Source organism: Shewanella sp. 10N.286.52.A9, from assembly GCF_041468985.1.
Lineage (GTDB): Bacteria > Pseudomonadota > Gammaproteobacteria > Enterobacterales > Shewanellaceae > Shewanella > Shewanella japonica.
On record NZ_JBFRJQ010000007.1, the window covers coordinates 327,527 to 343,541 of the forward strand.

Annotated in this window: 12 protein-coding genes; 3 read left to right on the forward strand and 9 right to left on the reverse strand. The window is 40.5% G+C overall.

Features of this window, described 5'->3' with window-relative positions; all coding sequences use genetic code 11:
• Positions 1-165 precede the first annotated feature (165 nt).
• From ispH to murJ, 6 genes are all read right to left on the reverse strand, one after another.
• On the reverse strand, positions 166-1,095 hold the full coding sequence (gene ispH, locus AB4128_RS07525; protein ID WP_197495528.1) for a 4-hydroxy-3-methylbut-2-enyl diphosphate reductase: 930 nt from the start codon (positions 1,093-1,095) through the stop codon (positions 166-168).
• A 31-nt stretch (positions 1,096-1,126) separates the two neighbouring features.
• Complete coding sequence (fkpB, locus tag AB4128_RS07530; RefSeq protein WP_082972330.1) at positions 1,127-1,561, reverse strand: FKBP-type peptidyl-prolyl cis-trans isomerase; 435 nt, start codon at positions 1,559-1,561, stop codon at positions 1,127-1,129.
• Between the two features lie 11 nt (positions 1,562-1,572).
• The gene (gene lspA / locus AB4128_RS07535) at positions 1,573-2,070 is read right to left on the reverse strand and encodes a signal peptidase II (protein ID WP_372037374.1); all 498 of its coding nucleotides are present in this window, start codon (positions 2,068-2,070) and stop codon (positions 1,573-1,575) included.
• Positions 2,071-2,079: 9 nt separating this feature from the next.
• Positions 2,080-4,902 carry an isoleucine--tRNA ligase gene (ileS, locus tag AB4128_RS07540; RefSeq protein ID WP_372037375.1) on the reverse strand — a complete coding sequence of 941 codons (2,823 nt, stop codon included), beginning with the start codon at positions 4,900-4,902 and terminating at the stop codon, positions 2,080-2,082.
• A gap of 32 nt (positions 4,903-4,934) precedes the next feature.
• Positions 4,935-5,870, reverse strand: coding sequence for a bifunctional riboflavin kinase/FAD synthetase (ribF, locus tag AB4128_RS07545; RefSeq protein ID WP_065109055.1), 936 nt, complete (start codon positions 5,868-5,870; stop codon positions 4,935-4,937).
• Positions 5,871-5,934: 64 nt separating this feature from the next.
• Complete coding sequence (murJ, locus tag AB4128_RS07550; RefSeq protein ID WP_372037376.1) at positions 5,935-7,494, reverse strand: murein biosynthesis integral membrane protein MurJ; 1,560 nt, start codon at positions 7,492-7,494, stop codon at positions 5,935-5,937.
• 254 nt (positions 7,495-7,748) lie between these two features.
• Here murJ and rpsT point away from each other — a divergent pair, with 254 nt between their 5' ends.
• Entirely contained in the window at positions 7,749-8,015 is a 267-nt protein-coding gene (rpsT, locus tag AB4128_RS07555) for a 30S ribosomal protein S20 (RefSeq protein WP_055025630.1), read from the forward strand.
• A 377-nt stretch (positions 8,016-8,392) separates the two neighbouring features.
• Here rpsT and AB4128_RS07560 read toward each other — a convergent pair whose 3' ends face one another.
• Positions 8,393-8,689 carry a metalloregulator ArsR/SmtB family transcription factor gene (locus tag AB4128_RS07560; protein ID WP_055025629.1) on the reverse strand — a complete coding sequence of 99 codons (297 nt, stop codon included), beginning with the start codon at positions 8,687-8,689 and terminating at the stop codon, positions 8,393-8,395.
• A gap of 135 nt (positions 8,690-8,824) precedes the next feature.
• Between AB4128_RS07560 and AB4128_RS07565 the strand changes: the two genes are divergently transcribed.
• Complete coding sequence (locus AB4128_RS07565; RefSeq protein WP_162928474.1) at positions 8,825-10,258, forward strand: M28 family metallopeptidase; 1,434 nt, start codon at positions 8,825-8,827, stop codon at positions 10,256-10,258.
• A gap of 116 nt (positions 10,259-10,374) precedes the next feature.
• Here the strand turns inward: AB4128_RS07565 and yaaA are convergent, their stop codons facing one another.
• Together yaaA and AB4128_RS07575 are read right to left on the reverse strand one after the other, a co-directional pair.
• Positions 10,375-11,151, reverse strand: coding sequence for a peroxide stress protein YaaA (gene yaaA, locus AB4128_RS07570; RefSeq protein WP_372037377.1), 777 nt, complete (start codon positions 11,149-11,151; stop codon positions 10,375-10,377).
• Between the two features lie 165 nt (positions 11,152-11,316).
• Positions 11,317-12,753 carry a sodium:alanine symporter family protein gene (locus AB4128_RS07575; protein WP_055025660.1) on the reverse strand — a complete coding sequence of 479 codons (1,437 nt, stop codon included), beginning with the start codon at positions 12,751-12,753 and terminating at the stop codon, positions 11,317-11,319.
• Between the two features lie 545 nt (positions 12,754-13,298).
• On the opposite strand from AB4128_RS07575, the gene AB4128_RS07580 reads away from it, so the two are divergent.
• Positions 13,299-15,665 (forward strand): phosphoketolase family protein, encoded by a 2,367-nt coding sequence (locus AB4128_RS07580; protein WP_055025626.1) that lies wholly within the window; start codon positions 13,299-13,301, stop codon positions 15,663-15,665.
• Positions 15,666-16,015: the final 350 nt, after the last annotated feature.

The window sequence follows — 16,015 nt, forward strand, 5'->3', positions numbered from 1 at the left end:
TATTGTATACCAAATATTAGTTAAAGATTAAATTTAACGATCTATAGAGTATAGACTAATTACTCATGCTTTAGTTACAGGCACAAAAAAACCGCAAGCCAGAATAGCTCACGGTTTTATAAATAGCCTATTTTGTTTTCGTATCAGGCCTTTAAGCTGTCATTATTATCTAAGCTCGGCGGGTACGGCAAAAACAGTATCTTCTTTTCGCCCTTCCACTTCGGTGATGACCGAAGGCTCAAATTTAGCGATAGCATCAACCACTTGTTGAACAAGTACTTCTGGCGCAGAAGCCCCAGCTGTAACTGCAACTTTAGATACACCATCAAACCAAGCTTGATCAACATCGGCTGCGGTATCAACTAAATAGGCTTGAGTGCCTGTTTTCTCTGCAAGCTCACGCAGTCTATTGGAATTAGAGCTGTTTTTAGACCCGACGACAATCATCAAGTCAGCATCAGAAGACATGTTTCGAACGGCATCTTGACGATTTTGAGTCGCATAACAAATGTCGTCTTTTCTCGGCCCTTCAATAGAAGGAAACTTCTGTTTTAACGCTTCAATAATGTCTAATGTATCGTCCACTGATAAGGTTGTTTGAGTGACAAAGCACAGGTTGTCAGGATCTTTAACCTCTAATGCCGCTACGCTTTCCGGTGACTCAACAAGATAAACGCCACCTTGCGGATTATCATATTGACCCATAGTACCTTCAACTTCAGGATGTCCTTCATGGCCGATTAAAATACACTCTATTGCTTTACGGCTGGCACGGGTTACTTGAAGATGCACTTTAGTCACAAGTGGGCATGTTGCATCGAAGACTTTCAGTCCTCTATGCTTAGCTTCTTTTCTTACCGCTTGGGATACGCCATGAGCACTAAAGATCACGATGCAATTGTCAGGTACTTCATCTAATTCATCAACAAAGATTGCACCACGGTCTTTTAAGTTTTGAACCACATATCGATTATGTACGACTTCATGACGGACATAAATCGGTGGTTCAAACAACTCTAGTGCTCTTTCAACGATACTAATCGCTCTATCTACACCAGCACAAAAACCACGTGGGTTAGCTAACAATATATTCAATTCAGGAGAAGTTGGGTCAACTTTTAGCATGTTAAAGTACCTCTACAACTTCAAGTTCAAAAGTGACTTTTTGGCCCGCTAAAGGATGGTTTAGATCAACAGTGATGGAGTCACCAGCGATTTCACGCACCATACCTGGTATTTCGCTACCACCAGGACCACCAAAACTGACTATCACGCCCACTTCTAATTCCATATCAGCTGGAAAGCGGCTTCTATCCATATGATGGATAGCATCAGGGTTTGCTTCACCAAACGCATCAACTGGTTCTAAAGTAAAAGTGTGATTATCACCTTGCTGCAATTGGCTAATTTGCGCCTCAAATGCAGGGCTTAAACTGCCATCACCAGTATTAAAACGAGCAGGCTTACCAGACGCTTTTGTACTATCTGCTGTAGAACCATCCTCTAGAAGGATATTCATATGACATAAAATAGAACGGGTTAAAGTGTGTTGCTCAGACAATGTAGCTCTCCCTAACTTCCTGTCGGTGGTACTTCAGGCTTAAATGATTCCCAAATGATCAATACCGCACCGATAAATATACCAGCGTCAGCGATGTTAAATGCAGGGTAATGACTTGTATTCCAGTAGAAATCGATAAAATCTACTACATAGCCATGCATTAAACGATCAACTAAATTGCCTATCGCCCCACCAATAATCAGCGTATAAGCTAAATTTGAACGCCAAAGTGATGAAGACTGTCTTCTTAACCAAACAGTTAGCAGCAAACTAAAGCCAACGGCAATAATGGTAAATAACCAACGTTGCCAACCACCTGCTTCACTTAAAAAGCTAAATGCTGCTCCGTAGTTACGCACATAAGTAAAATTAAAAAAAGGTAAAAGCTGTATTGAATCATACAGCTCAAAATTCGCTAACACCCATTGCTTAGATAGCTGATCGGCAAAAAAAACCAATACAGCTACCCAATACCAACGAATGCCACTTTCTTTCCAAGTCGATGGCATTATAAACCCTTAAGCAAAATCACGATGTTCGCCATCGCCTTCGATGTTAGTAACACAACGACCACATAGTGTTGAATGTGACTCGTTAGAACCAACATCGTCACTGTAGTGCCAGCAACGTGCACACTTTTCAGCTTCACTTTTTGAAACCATTAATTTAAGCGAGCTAAGCTCAGTTTCAATTGCATCAGCAGAAGCATTGTCTAATAACTCAACTTTCGCTTTTGAAGTGAGTAAAACAAAGCGAAGTTCGTCTGATAACTTACCAAGTTGAGCAGCTAAATCAGCATCAGCAAACAGAGTCACTTCAGCTTCTAAAGAGCCACCAATTCGTTTATCACGACGAGCTTGTTCTAATACTTTATTGACTTCATTACGCACAGTTAGTAACTGCTGCCAGTATTCATCACTCAAGTCATCAGCTAAAGTCACTGACTCAAGCCCTTGGTACCATTCTTCAGTAAAGACAAATTCTGTGCGCTCACCTGGTAATAATTTCCAAATTTCATCAGCAGTGAAACTTAGTACAGGCGCAATCCAGCGTACCATCGCTTCGGCAATATGGTATAGCGCAGATTGACAACTACGACGAGCATGGCCATCTTGCTTAGCTGTGTATTGACGATCTTTAATAATGTCTAAATAGAAACTACCTAGCTCTACAGAACAGAACTGCATTAGCTTTTGTGTAACAGAGTGGAAATTATATTGATCGTAAGCTTCAATAATTTCATTTTGAAGTGCAGCTGCGCGGCGTACAACCCAACGATCTAGTGACACCATATCTTCTGTAGCAATCATGTCTGTTTCAGGGTTAAAACCATTCAAGTTAGCCAACAAGAAGCGAGCAGTATTACGAATACGACGGTATGAATCGGCACTGCGATTTAAGATTTCATCAGAAACCGTCATTTCACCACTATAATCGGTTGCAGCAACCCATAAACGAAGGATGTCGGCACCCAGTTTATTGATAACTTGTAAAGGAGCAATCACATTACCCACTGATTTTGACATCTTGCGACCTTTACCATCAACGGTAAAGCCATGGGTTAATACTTGCTTATATGGCGCTTTGCCATTCATTGCAGTTGAAATCATCAATGATGACATAAACCAACCACGGTGTTGATCACTGCCTTCTAGATATAAATCAATGTCGTGACCATTAAATTCTGGACGAGATGCAACCACTGACGAGAATGTTGAGCCAGAGTCGTACCAAACATCTAGAGTATCAGTCACTTTACGGTATTGATCAGCCTCATCACCGATTAATTCACTTAGCTCAAGATCCCACCATGCTTGAATACCTTCTTGCTCGATACGATGAGCAACGCGCTCCATGATAGAAACACTATCTGGGTGTAACTCTTCAGTTTCACGGTTAACCAGTAAAGTGATTGGCACACCCCAAGTACGTTGACGTGAAATACACCAGTCAGGGCGGTTTTCAACCATTTTTTCGATACGACTTTGGCCCCAATCAGGGATCCATTGTGTTTTCTCAATTTCAGCTAACGCCTGAGGACGCAAGCCATGGTTATCCATCGAAATAAACCACTGTGGCGTAGCGCGGAAAATAATAGGTGTTTTATGACGCCAGCAATGTGGGTAACTATGACGGTAAGCAACATGGCATAATAACTGGCCTTTCTCTTCCAGTAATTCAACCACACCTTTGTTTGCTTTAAACACGTGCTGGCCAGCAAAGAACTCAGTATCCGCTTTATAAACCCCGTTATCACCAACTGGATTTGCAACTTCTAAACCGTATTTTTGTCCAACCACGAAATCGTCTTGACCATGACCAGGTGCAGTATGAACAATACCCGTACCAGCATCAGTCGTAACATGATCGCCCAAAATAGCAGGCACATCGAAAGACGAAAAAGGATGCTGAAAACGCATCAACTCAAGATCAGCACCTTTTGCAGTACCAATAACCTTATGGCTTTCAGCTTCGAAACGCGTTAAGCAAGACTCAACAAGTACTTCAGCCAAGATTAGAGTTTTAGTTGCGCCATTTTTAGTAAACTCAACCAAGCTGTAATCAAGATCAGGGCTTAATGATAATGCACGGTTTGCAGGTAGCGTCCAAGGTGTTGTTGTCCAGATAACTGCGGCAACTGGATTCTTATAGCCTTCAACGCCAAATTTAGCGGCTACTGCAGCTGTATCAACAGCATTGAAAGCAACATCAATTGCTGGTGAAGTTTTGTCTTCATATTCAACTTCAGCTTCGGCTAACGCAGAACCACAATCTGTACACCAGTGAACAGGTTTAACACCTTTATGTAAATGGCCACTTTCAATCACTTTTGACAAAGAGCGTACAATGTTAGCCTCGGTGCTGTAATCCATTGTTAGATATGGGTTATGCCAATCACCTAAAACACCTAAACGAATAAAGTCATCACGCTGACCATCTACTTGTTTCGCTGCATATTTACGACATTCTGCACGAAACTCAGCAGCAGAAATCTTTTGGCCAGGCTTACCAACCTTTTTCTCTACCATAAGTTCGATAGGTAGACCATGACAATCCCAACCAGGAACGTATGGCGCATCAAAACCAGCCATTGTTTTTGACTTGATAATGATGTCTTTTAAAATTTTATTGACTGAGTGACCGATATGAATATTGCCATTCGCATATGGAGGGCCATCATGCAAAATAAATGGTTTGCGTCCAATTCGACTGTCACGAATTTTTTGATAAAGTTCGTTTTGAGTCCAACGGTTTAACATTTCTGGCTCACGATTAGCCAAGTTACCGCGCATCGGAAAATCTGTTTCCGGCAAATTCAACGTAGATTTATAGTCGGTCATTGATCCTATACCATTAATTGGGCTGATTTATTTCAACCTGCATCATTGCCAAACAAAGCTTTTGCTTCATTTGCATCATTCAAAATTTGTTTCTTTAGTGCCTCAAGTGACTCAAAAGGATGTTCATCACGGATTTTAGCAACTAATTCAACTTCTACTCTTTTACTGTATAAATCACCATCGAAGTCAAATAAATGGACTTCTAATTGGCAAATTTGGCCGTCAACCGTCGGTCTAAAACCAACATTGGCAACGCCTTCATAGATATCGCTATCATCCCAATACATTTTTACGGCAAACACCCCTCTTACGGGTGACACCTTTCTCTTTAATGCAATATTGGCAGTTGGAAAACCTATGGTCCTACCCAACTTTTGCCCATGTGCCACTCTACCCGTTAGCACAAAGGGATGACCTAATAATCTTCTTGCTTGCTCTAAATTACCAAGAGCAAGTTGTTCTCTAACTGCTGTGGAACTCACGCGTATCGAACCTAAAATGAAGCTTTGGGTACTCACAACAGTGAACCCAAACTTTTTGCCAGCTTCAAGTAGCATATCAAAGGTGCCAGCACGATTCTTACCAAAACAAAAATCATCACCGACAACAAGGTATTTAACCCCTAGTTTTTTTACTAGCAAATCTTCAATAAATTGCTCAGCAGGCTGATTAGCAAAACGACTATTAAAATTGACGCACAATAAACGGTCAATACTTAATTCATCAAGCAGGCTAATCTTATCACGAAGCAAACTGATTCTTGCTGGAGCATCTTGCTGACGAAATAACTCTTGAGGTTGTGGCTCAAACGTCATAACAACTGCGGGCAATTGAAAGTGCTTAGCTTTATTAACTAAGTTATTAAGAACTTGCGCATGGCCTCGATGCACACCATCAAAGTTACCAATAGTGAGCACGCACCCATGATGCGAAGGTAAAATATTGTGTATACCGCGGATTAATTCCATTACGCCAATTAACTGCAACTGTAAATCGGCTGATTATATACTAGATAGATTTGATTATCAGCACTCATGATTGACGTTTCATCTTCCAAGGTCTTAGCCCCATTATGACTAGGCTCAATAAATACACAACTGCGCCAGAAACAATCAGTTTTATAAGAGTCAATATCTTCATCATCATGTCCATTGCAAGCCATTCACTTTGAACAGGTAGTGTATTTAACAACAATACTGTCATAAGCCCTGTCGCAATAATCACTTTGATGAAAAATATGACAGTTGATTTCGTTATTCTATAAACACCAGCAATGTGTAGCCCACGGTATAACAATACTGCATTTAACAATGCCGATAATGACGTTGCAATTGCAAGTCCAACATATCCAAATGGAATGGCAAAAATAATATTGAAAACCATATTGCTAACCATGGCAATAATGCCGAATTTAACCGGCGTTTTTGTATCTTGACGAGAGTAATAACCTGGTGCTAATACCTTAATCATCATAAAGCTTAATAAACCACAGCCATAGGCTACTAAACTATATGAGGCCATCTCAACATCACTGACTGAAAAAGCGCCGCGCATAAATAGTACCATTAACATAGGCTGAGCCAATATGATAAGCCCAAGCATCGCGGGTGCGCCCAACAGCAAAATCGCTCTTACGCCCCAATCCATGGTCTCACTAAACCCAGTGCCTTTATCATCAACATGCTTTTTAGATAACGCAGGTAAAATCACAGTAGCAATGGCTATACCAAACAAACCAAGTGGAAACTCCAACAACCTATCAGAGTAATAAAGCCAACTAATAGAACCCGTCATTAAAAAAGACGCTATAAAGGTATCAAACAATAAGTTGATTTGAGACACCGATACCCCAAACAAAGCAGGGATCATTAATGTTCTAATTTTAACAACACCAGGATGGTGCCAACCCCAACTTGGTTTTACTAAAGCATTCTCTTTTAGTAAAAATGGCAACTGAAACAAAAATTGTACTAAACCACCAAAAAATACCCCCCATGCAAGAGCCAGTTCAGGTTGCTCCATTGTTGGCGCAAAATATAACGCAGCAACAATAATGGTGATGTTTAAAAATACCGGGGTAAAAGCAGAAACGGCAAACTTGCCTCGGGTATTTAAAATCGATCCCGCTAAAGCTGTTAACGTAATAAACCATAAATAAGGAAAGGTAATTTTCAACATTAATGAAGCGAGTTCAAATTTGCCTGCATCAAGCCCATCATTTAACCAGTCATAAAACCAACCACCAGCAAACAATGCAGCTAATAAAGGCGAAGCAATAACACCGATTAAAGTCACAATACTGACAATGCCACCTAAGGTACCAGCAACTTTAGCTAATAACTCACGAGTCTCTTCTGGTGTGTTTTTTTGCTGATATTCAGTTAATACAGGAACAAAAGCTTGAGCAAATGCACCTTCAGCAAACAGTCTACGTAAAAAGTTAGGTATTTTATTAGCAAAAATAAAGACATCAGCACTACTACCAGCCCCCATTAAATTCGCAATAACAACATCACGGATCAGGCCTAATACTCTTGATACCAAAGTCATCACACTGACTATTGCACCCGATTTTAATAACTTTTTACTCAAACAGCCTCCGAAGCAGCTTGCTATCGATATTTTAAACGTGGATATATCTCAAATTTTCCATTCTACTACTGTCTATGCGGTAGAAGAACTGTTAGAATGCGCCACATCTTACACGAGTTGGGTTGAAGATCACCGCGCAAGGTAGTTATATTTGTTTATTTGACGATATTTCTGCCATATTCATTGACAAAATGAATAAAAGCAGGCATATTCCTCGCCCTCAAAGTATTAATCCCAGTTTTAGGAGTTGCACCTTGGCTAATAGCAAGTCTGCAAAGAAGCGCGCGCTTCAATCTGAAAAACGTCGTCAGCATAATGCTAGTCGTCGTTCAATGTTACGTACATACGTTAAAAGAGTTATCGCTGCTATCCAAAGCGGTGACCACAAAGCGGCTACAGAAGCATTCGCAGCAGCACAACCGATTGTTGACCGTATGGCGACTAAAGGTCTTATTCACAAGAATAAAGCCGCTCGTCAAAAGGCACGTCTAAACACAAGAATCAAAGCACTTGCTGCTTAATCTCGTGATTTAGTTTTTAAAAAACCGACTTAGGTCGGTTTTTTTATATCTAAAATAAATGACTCACTCAACTTTGGCGCTATTTGAGTCTATCCCCACCCGATTACATCACTCTTAGCTCAAGCCTTCACTATTTTTAATACTTACATTCAGTGTAAACATATACAACTAGGCTTATTGTAGCTAATAAACAACATTCAGATCATGGCAACCCACATTGGCTGCTAACGATATCCAGCAAAACTCCCTTCAAAAGTATTTACCGCAATAAAAAGCTTTTATGAGCCTTCTTGAAAGCAAAAAAAAACGCCTCAACAGCACTTACCTAAGTAAGTTACTGACTAAGACGCTTTTAGCACTGAGCAGATACTAAGCCATTAGTGGCAGTATAAGTTATCCAGTACTTTAATCAGCTCACGAACTTCATCACTTTTAAGTGAATAGAAAACAGTTTGAGCTTCTTTACGTGTACAAACGAGATTATCTTTTCTTAGCCAAGCTAAATGCTGCGATAATGCAGATTGGCTTAGGCCCAGTTTTTTGTTCATCTCACCAACGCACATTTCACCTTCATTAAGCAAATGACATAAAATAAACAATCGGCGTTCATTTGCTAGTGCTTTAAGCATTACTACAGCATGATCTGCACGCTGTTGCATTAATTCTATATTCATCACGCGCTTGGTTCTCCTCAATCATCTCCCTCGCTAATATAGCCTTCCCTAACAAATAGGGCAGCGACATGAAGCACACTTTTTGGTAGATTGTTTTTAAAAATGAGACTTAGCTAATAAAAATGAAGGAAACTCATGAAAAACTACAATAAGGCACTCTTTGCAGGAATGGTTTTTACTGCGTTGTCAGGATGTCAGAATCAAACTAATGATACCCAAGTAACTAAAATCGAGAACACTAAAGATAATGCGGTTAGTCAACAACTAGTCCTAAAAGCTTTAGATTCATCTTTAGGTTATGAAATCGTTGAATCACTAACAGTCGAAGTGGGCCCTCGATTAGCTGGTTCTGAAAAAGATATTATTGCCGTTGAATGGGCGATGGATAAACTGAAAAGTTTAGGATTCGATAAAGTTTATAAAGAATCAGTTCAAGTCCCTGCGTGGTATAGAGGCAGTGCGAAAGCTTCAATCACAGCTCCCTATGAACAACCACTTGTTATCACTGCACTAGGAGGCAGTGTTTCAACGCCAGAAGAAGGCATACAAGCAAATATTGTACGCTTTGACACACTTGCCGATTTACAAGCGGCAGATCCTGAATTAGTCAAAGGTAAAATTGCATTTATCGACCATAAAACCGAGAGACATATTAGCGGTAAAGGCTACGGAAAATCGGTCGGAGGTCGTTCTAGAGGCGCTGTTGCTGCAGCAGAAAAAGGCGCTGTAGCTGTCGTTATTCGCTCAATTGGTACCGATCATGACCGCATGGCGCACACAGGTATGATGCGTTATAAAGATGGGGTGAAAAAAATTCCTGCCGCTGCGTTGTCAGCACCAGATGCTGATATGATTAATTCAATGCTCAAGCGTGATGACAATATCACCCTTTCACTTAACTTAACGTCGAAAAATTTGGGTGTAGCAACCTCTTACAATGTCATTGCTGAAGTCACTGGCAGCAGTAAGCCAGAAGAAATTGTATTAATCGGGGCACATCTTGATTCATGGGATGAGGGGACTGGCGCCATTGACGATGGTGCTGGTGTCGCCATTGTTACTGCTGCAGCTAAACTTATCCAGGATTTACCACAAAAACCTGCAAGAACGATAAGAGTTGTATTATATGCAGCTGAAGAAGTTGGCCTTGTCGGCGGTAAAGCGTACGTTAAACAGCATAGTGATGAGCTGGAAAAACACTATATTGCAGCAGAGTCAGACTTCGGTGCAGGTAGAATTTATCAAATCGATTTTAACGTTAACCCAAACGTATTTGAGCAAGTTCAACTTGAACATCAATCAATGACTATCAATGGTGTAAAACTTGGTAATAACAAAGCGTCAGGCGGCCCGGATGTCTCTATGATGCCAGGTTTAGGTGTGCCAGTGGCATCATTAAGGCAAGATGGTACTGACTACTTTGATTATCATCACACCCCTAACGACACGTTGGATAAAATCGATCCAAAAGCGCTTGCCCAAAATGTCGCTGCTTATGCTCAATTTGCGTATATCATGGCGCAATCGGAACTTGATTTACGCCCTTTAGCCAAAAAAGAACCCAAATAGCCTTTTAGTAAAACTGTTAGGCAATAAAAAAGCAGCGAAATCGCTGCTTTTTTATTGTCTGTTCGTTTTAAAAAAACGGTTAGCTAATCCAACAGTAAAAGGTTGATACTAAACCTCTAAACACGCTCTTCACGTAAGAATACAGGCGCTGCAGGCGTTGATAATTCTTCGCTGTAATAATAACCATCAACATCAAATTGTTGTAACCCTGCTAACGATTTAATGTCATTTTCAATAATATACCTTGCCATCAAACCGCGCGCTTTTTTGGCATAAAAACTAATCACTTTATATTGACCATTTTTACAGTCTTTAAATGCTGGGGTAATCAATGTTGCATTCAGCTTTTTAGGTTTTACCGCTTTAAAGTATTCGTTCGAAGCCAAATTGACAATGATATCGTCTTCTTGCTCAGCAACAGCCTGATTAATTTCATCGGTGATCACATCCCCCCAAAAAGCATACAAGTTTTTACCTTTAGGGTTAGCTAAACTCGTGCCCATTTCGAGGCGATAAGCTTGCATCAAATCAAGTGGCTTAAGTAAGCCATACAAACCTGACAAAATCCGCAAATGTTGTTGTGCTTTACTCACTTCTTTTTCAGACATTGAGTCAGCATCTAGCCCTGTATAAACGTCGCCACGAAAAGCAAACATCGCTTGCTTGGCATTGTCTAGGGTGAAGTTAGGTTGCCACTCGATGAACCTAGCTGCGTTTAAACCTGCAATTTTATCGCTAACTTTCATCAGCGAAGCAATATCTATAGGAGTCAACTCACGACACACATTAATTAATTGTTGGCTATGATCTAACAACGTCGGTTGTGTAAAAGACGCTGAGTTAGCCTTGGTTTCGAAGTCGAGAGTTTTTGCTGGAGAAACTAATACTAACATCGTTAACTATCCTATTAAGCCGTAAAGTACATTCTTTCAATTTGCCTCTATGATACTGGGCTAAATAAAAAAAACCATGCAATAAATGCATGGTTTTTTAGATTGCGCTAATAGAGTTTAAAAATCCCTAGCGAGGGTCAACTCCGTAGCCAATAACAAAGATGCCTATTTTGATGACTCAGCAGGCTTATTCTTCCAAATGCCGTCTTCTAACTGCTCTGCAAGCTCAGGGAACTTATCAGTATCAAACATCGGCTCTTCACCAGCTTTAATCTGTTGACGATAGTCATTAATCACACGAACAGCTAAACCTGATAATAATAGCAGTGCAATCATATTCACCAATGCCATTAAGCCCATCGACACGTCCGCTAAGTTCCAAACAATATTGATTTTTGCAACGGCGCCAAACATTACCATGCCAAGCACAACTAATCTGAAGATTGGTAATGCACCTTTCTTATTGCCAGATAAGAACATGACGTTAGTTTCAGCGTAAGAATAGTTAGCGATAATTGATGTAAAGCAAAACAGTAAAATAGCAAAAGCAATAAATGCTCCACCCCAGTCACCAACATGCGATGACAGAGCGTTAATGGTTTTAGCAATACCGTCGCCACTCCCAGCTGCATCACCTGACAATAAAATAATTGCCGCAGTAGCTGTACAAATAACGATAGTATCAACGAATACACCCATCATTTGCACAAAGCCTTGCGATGCAGGGTGGTTAGGGTTTGGCGATGCGCTTGCCGCAATATTTGCAGCACTACCCATACCAGCTTCATTCGAGAATAATCCGCGCGCAATACCTGCTTGCATTGCTTGTGCAACACTATAAGCAACACCACCAGCAGCGGCTTCTTGCCAACCAAACGCACTGTTAATCACCAACATAAATACTGCAGGTAGTTGTTCGACATTCATCAATACAACCACTAATGCAATGGCGATGTAAGCTAATGCCATAACAGGTACAACAATCTCAGAAACTTTAGCGACTTTTTTAAGGCCACCCATAATCACTAAACCGCTTAATACAGCAATTGCCACACCCACATAAATCGGGTTCAAATCAAATACAGCAGTCATTGCACCAGTAATTGTATTAGCTTGAACTGCATTAAACACTAAACCAAAACAGATTATCAGTAGGATTGAGAATAGAATTCCCATCCAACGTTGGCCAAGCCCTTTCTCCATATAGTAAGAAGGACCACCGCGGTACTGACCGTCGACATCTTTTACTTTATAAACTTGCGCAAGCGTTGACTCAATCATTGCGGTTGCCATACCTAGCATCGCAATTGCCCACATCCAAAAAACTGCGCCGGGACCAGCTGCACCAATTGCGACAGCAACACCTGCCATATTACCGGCGCCGACACGGGCCGCCATACTGGTACAGAAAACTTGGAAAGAAGATAAACCATTGCGACCTGGACGGCGGCTAATGGATAAAATTTTGAGACCATGCGCAAAATGCGTAATTTGGATGAAGCCTAAGCGTACAGTAAAAAATAAACCTGCGCCTACTAGCCCATAAACTAACAATTTACCCCAGAGTAAATCGTTCATGAAATTCACAATCGTTTCTAACATTGCCATTTGCTTAAATTATTCCTTCGAATAACTTTATTTTGTAAAAAGTTGGCTTGTGATTAAGCATCAAAACAAACGCTTCGGACAAAATAAAATTATCGTATTATTTTAATAAGAGCACTCAAGTTCAATTCAGCAGGTATTTCATTTGCTTATCACATTGAATTTCAGTGAGCGAAATATTAGTTATTTATTATTTAGGATTTGATCGAGTTAACTTTACTTTTTTTAGGCACGAATGCCTAGCAAACTTTCTCAATTCTTATCGCTGATTTTTCGGTGCAAAAAATTAGCATAGAAGATCTGAACCAGCAGGTGATCAAGATCACACTTATCTAATTAGCAGCCTTTAGCTGCATCTCAAATAACAATCCTACGCCCTTCACACCCATAAGCTTTAACACAAAACCAACTTTAACCCATTTTAATTATAAAAATATTTAATAAAAAGTTAGACAAAGACCACATTATTGCAACCAAAATAAGAATACAGTGTTCTCATTAAGAATCAAATCAACTTAAATCTTAAAAATACTGAGGTCACTATGACACAAGCAAATGAAATCACTTCGCTGAAAAAATTTGTTAGAGCAACGAACTTCCTTGCCACATCTCAAATCTACCTAAAACAAAATGTATTGTTCAAAAGAGCATTACAGCATGATGATATTAAGCCAAGACTGCTCGGCCATTGGGGCACTTGCCCAGGTATTAACTTCGTATACGCCAACGTCAATCGCCTCATTGTTAAACATCAAAGAGATTTTATATACTTGGTTGGCCCAGGTCATGGCTTCCCAGCTGTACAAGCTAACCTTTTTGTAGAAGGCTCATTAAGCCATTTTTATCCAGAAACCATTCCTTATAATGAATCTGGCATTGAAGATATCTGTAAAAAATTCTCAGCAGCTTATGGCTACCCTTCTCATGCTAACCCAGAAGCACCAGGTCAAATCCTTGAAGGCGGTGAATTAGGTTACTCGCTCTCTGTCGCATGGGGCTCAGTGCTTGATAATCCAAATCTTATCGCAGCATGCTTAGTCGGTGATGGTGAATCAGAAACAGGTCCATTAGCTGCATCTTGGTATGCTAACCGACTTGTAGATCCTGCAACCAATGGCGCAGTACTTCCTATTGTTCATATCAACGGTTACAAGATCTCTGGTCCGACTCGCATGGGACGTATGGATCACGAAGAGCTTGATCTTGAGTTTCGTGGCTTAGGTTATCACCCAATTATTGTCGATGATGAGCTTGAAGAAGATGTTTTTGTGCAAATGGCAAATGCAATGGATCTGTCTTATGAAATGATCAATGACATTCAAACTCGCGCAAGAAATGGCGAAGACGTCTGCAAACCACGTTGGCCTGTTATTTTAATGCGTACAGCTAAAGGCTGGACTGGCACTGCAGAACACGGAGGTAAAAAACTTGAAGGTAACTGTGAGTCGCATCAAGTCATCGTTAATAAATGCGCAACGGATCCAAGCCATCTTAAAGCATTGAATGACTGGCTAGAGAGTTATAAGTTCGATGAGTTATGTGACATCAATGCTGATGGACAAATTAGCTTCGATAAAGATATTCAATCGCTTATACCACCTAAGCACTTATGTTGCGGTAGACAGCATCTAAGTTACGGCGGAGAAGTTGTACGTGCTCTAGCGCAACCTGACTTAAAACAATTGAGCTATGGGCCAGAAACACCACGAGGCACTCGAGGTGTATCTATGTACAAAATGGGTGAATGGATGCGTGATGCGTTCAAATTAAACCGTGATCAACGTAATTTACGTATCTTCAGCCCTGATGAAACCTACTCAAACCAACTTCAAGCTGTATTTGAAGAAACAGACCGTGCTTGGCAATGGCCAATTAAGAGCTGGGATCAAGATATGGCAAGAGACGGTCGTGTCATCGAATTACTGTCAGAAAACTTGTTATTCGGCATGATGCACGGTTATACCGTAACAGGTCGCCATGCAATGTTCCCAACCTATGAGGCCTTCTCACAAGTTGTGTCTTCAATGGCAGATCAATACTGTAAATATGTATATGCAAGCCAAGGGGTTCATTTCCGCAAACCTGTGCCTTCTTGTAACGTTGTGTTGTCTTCTTTATTAGAACGTCAAGACCATAATGGCTACTCTCATCAGAACCCATCCTTCCTAGGGGCAATGTTAGAGAAACACCCTGATATTATTTCAGCATACTTACCTGCAGATGGTAACTCGACTCTGACGTACACAGAGCGCGCTTATGAAGATCGCGATAAGTTAAACATCTTAGTTGCAGGTAAAAAAGAACTACCACAATGGCTATCGTTAGATGAAGCACGTAAGCAAACTCAAGACGGTGTCATGGTTTGGGATTTTGCATCGGATGAGAATCCAGATGTGGTTCTAGCTGGCTGCGGGGATTATGTCACTCAGGAATGTATGGCATCTTTAGTACTTATCCGTGAGCTATTACCTCGAGTTCGCATTCGTTTTGTCAGTGTAACTGAACTCAATAGTAATGGTTTAGGTAGTCGAGACTTCCAAGCTAAACCTTGGATGATGGATGAAATATTTACTGAAGATAAAGGCGTGGTATTTAACTACCATGGTTACCCAAATACCATCAAGAAACTTGTATTTGATTATAAAGGTAGTCGCCGCTTTAGAATCAAAGGCTACGAAGAAGAAGGTTCTACTACGACACCATTTGACATGGGTGTCCGTAATGGCACCTCACGTTATCATTTAGTGATAGATATGGCTTACAAGCTATTCCAACAAGGTGTAATTGACGAAACACAGCATGTCGCCATCACAACCGATATGTTACAACGTTTAGTTGAGCACCGTAACTACATCAAAGCAAATGGTGTAGACCCTCAAGAAATTGAAAACTGGGTGTGGACTCGATAACGGTTAGTAGATAACGATAACTCGACTAGAATATAAAGCGCCATTTGGCGCTTTATATCCTCAAACTTTATTTACCTCACCTCAAATACGTCACTTCGAGCAAACCACACAATTGTTAAAAAACACATCTCACCTGCAACATTCTTACGACCGCCCTCCCCTTAAAACAGCCAAAAAAGCAAAGATTGTTAAATTAATACCAACATTGTTCTTTATTACTATGGAAAACCATTGAAATTACGACGATAATTAGCACGCTGACAAAAACATAATAGGAACACCACATAAGCGTCAGCGACACTTGTATCAAACAAATCATTTACATGTGTTTTGGTGGAGTAAAATAACAA

Excerpts from the sequence above, each read along its gene's own strand:
- yaaA (WP_372037377.1), bottom strand. The coding sequence starts at position 11,151 with ATGTTAGTATTAGTTTCTCCAGCAAAAACTCTCGACTTCGAAACCAAG.
- ribF (WP_065109055.1), bottom strand. The coding sequence starts at position 5,870 with ATGGAATTAATCCGCGGTATACACAATATTTTACCTTCGCATCATGGG.
- AB4128_RS07580 (WP_055025626.1), top strand. The coding sequence starts at position 13,299 with ATGACACAAGCAAATGAAATCACTTCGCTGAAAAAATTTGTTAGAGCA.
- lspA (WP_372037374.1), bottom strand. The coding sequence starts at position 2,070 with ATGCCATCGACTTGGAAAGAAAGTGGCATTCGTTGGTATTGGGTAGCT.
- AB4128_RS07575 (WP_055025660.1), bottom strand. The coding sequence starts at position 12,753 with ATGTTAGAAACGATTGTGAATTTCATGAACGATTTACTCTGGGGTAAA.
- AB4128_RS07565 (WP_162928474.1), top strand. The coding sequence starts at position 8,825 with ATGAAAAACTACAATAAGGCACTCTTTGCAGGAATGGTTTTTACTGCG.
- ileS (WP_372037375.1), bottom strand. The coding sequence starts at position 4,902 with ATGACCGACTATAAATCTACGTTGAATTTGCCGGAAACAGATTTTCCG.
- AB4128_RS07560 (WP_055025629.1), bottom strand. The coding sequence starts at position 8,689 with ATGAATATAGAATTAATGCAACAGCGTGCAGATCATGCTGTAGTAATG.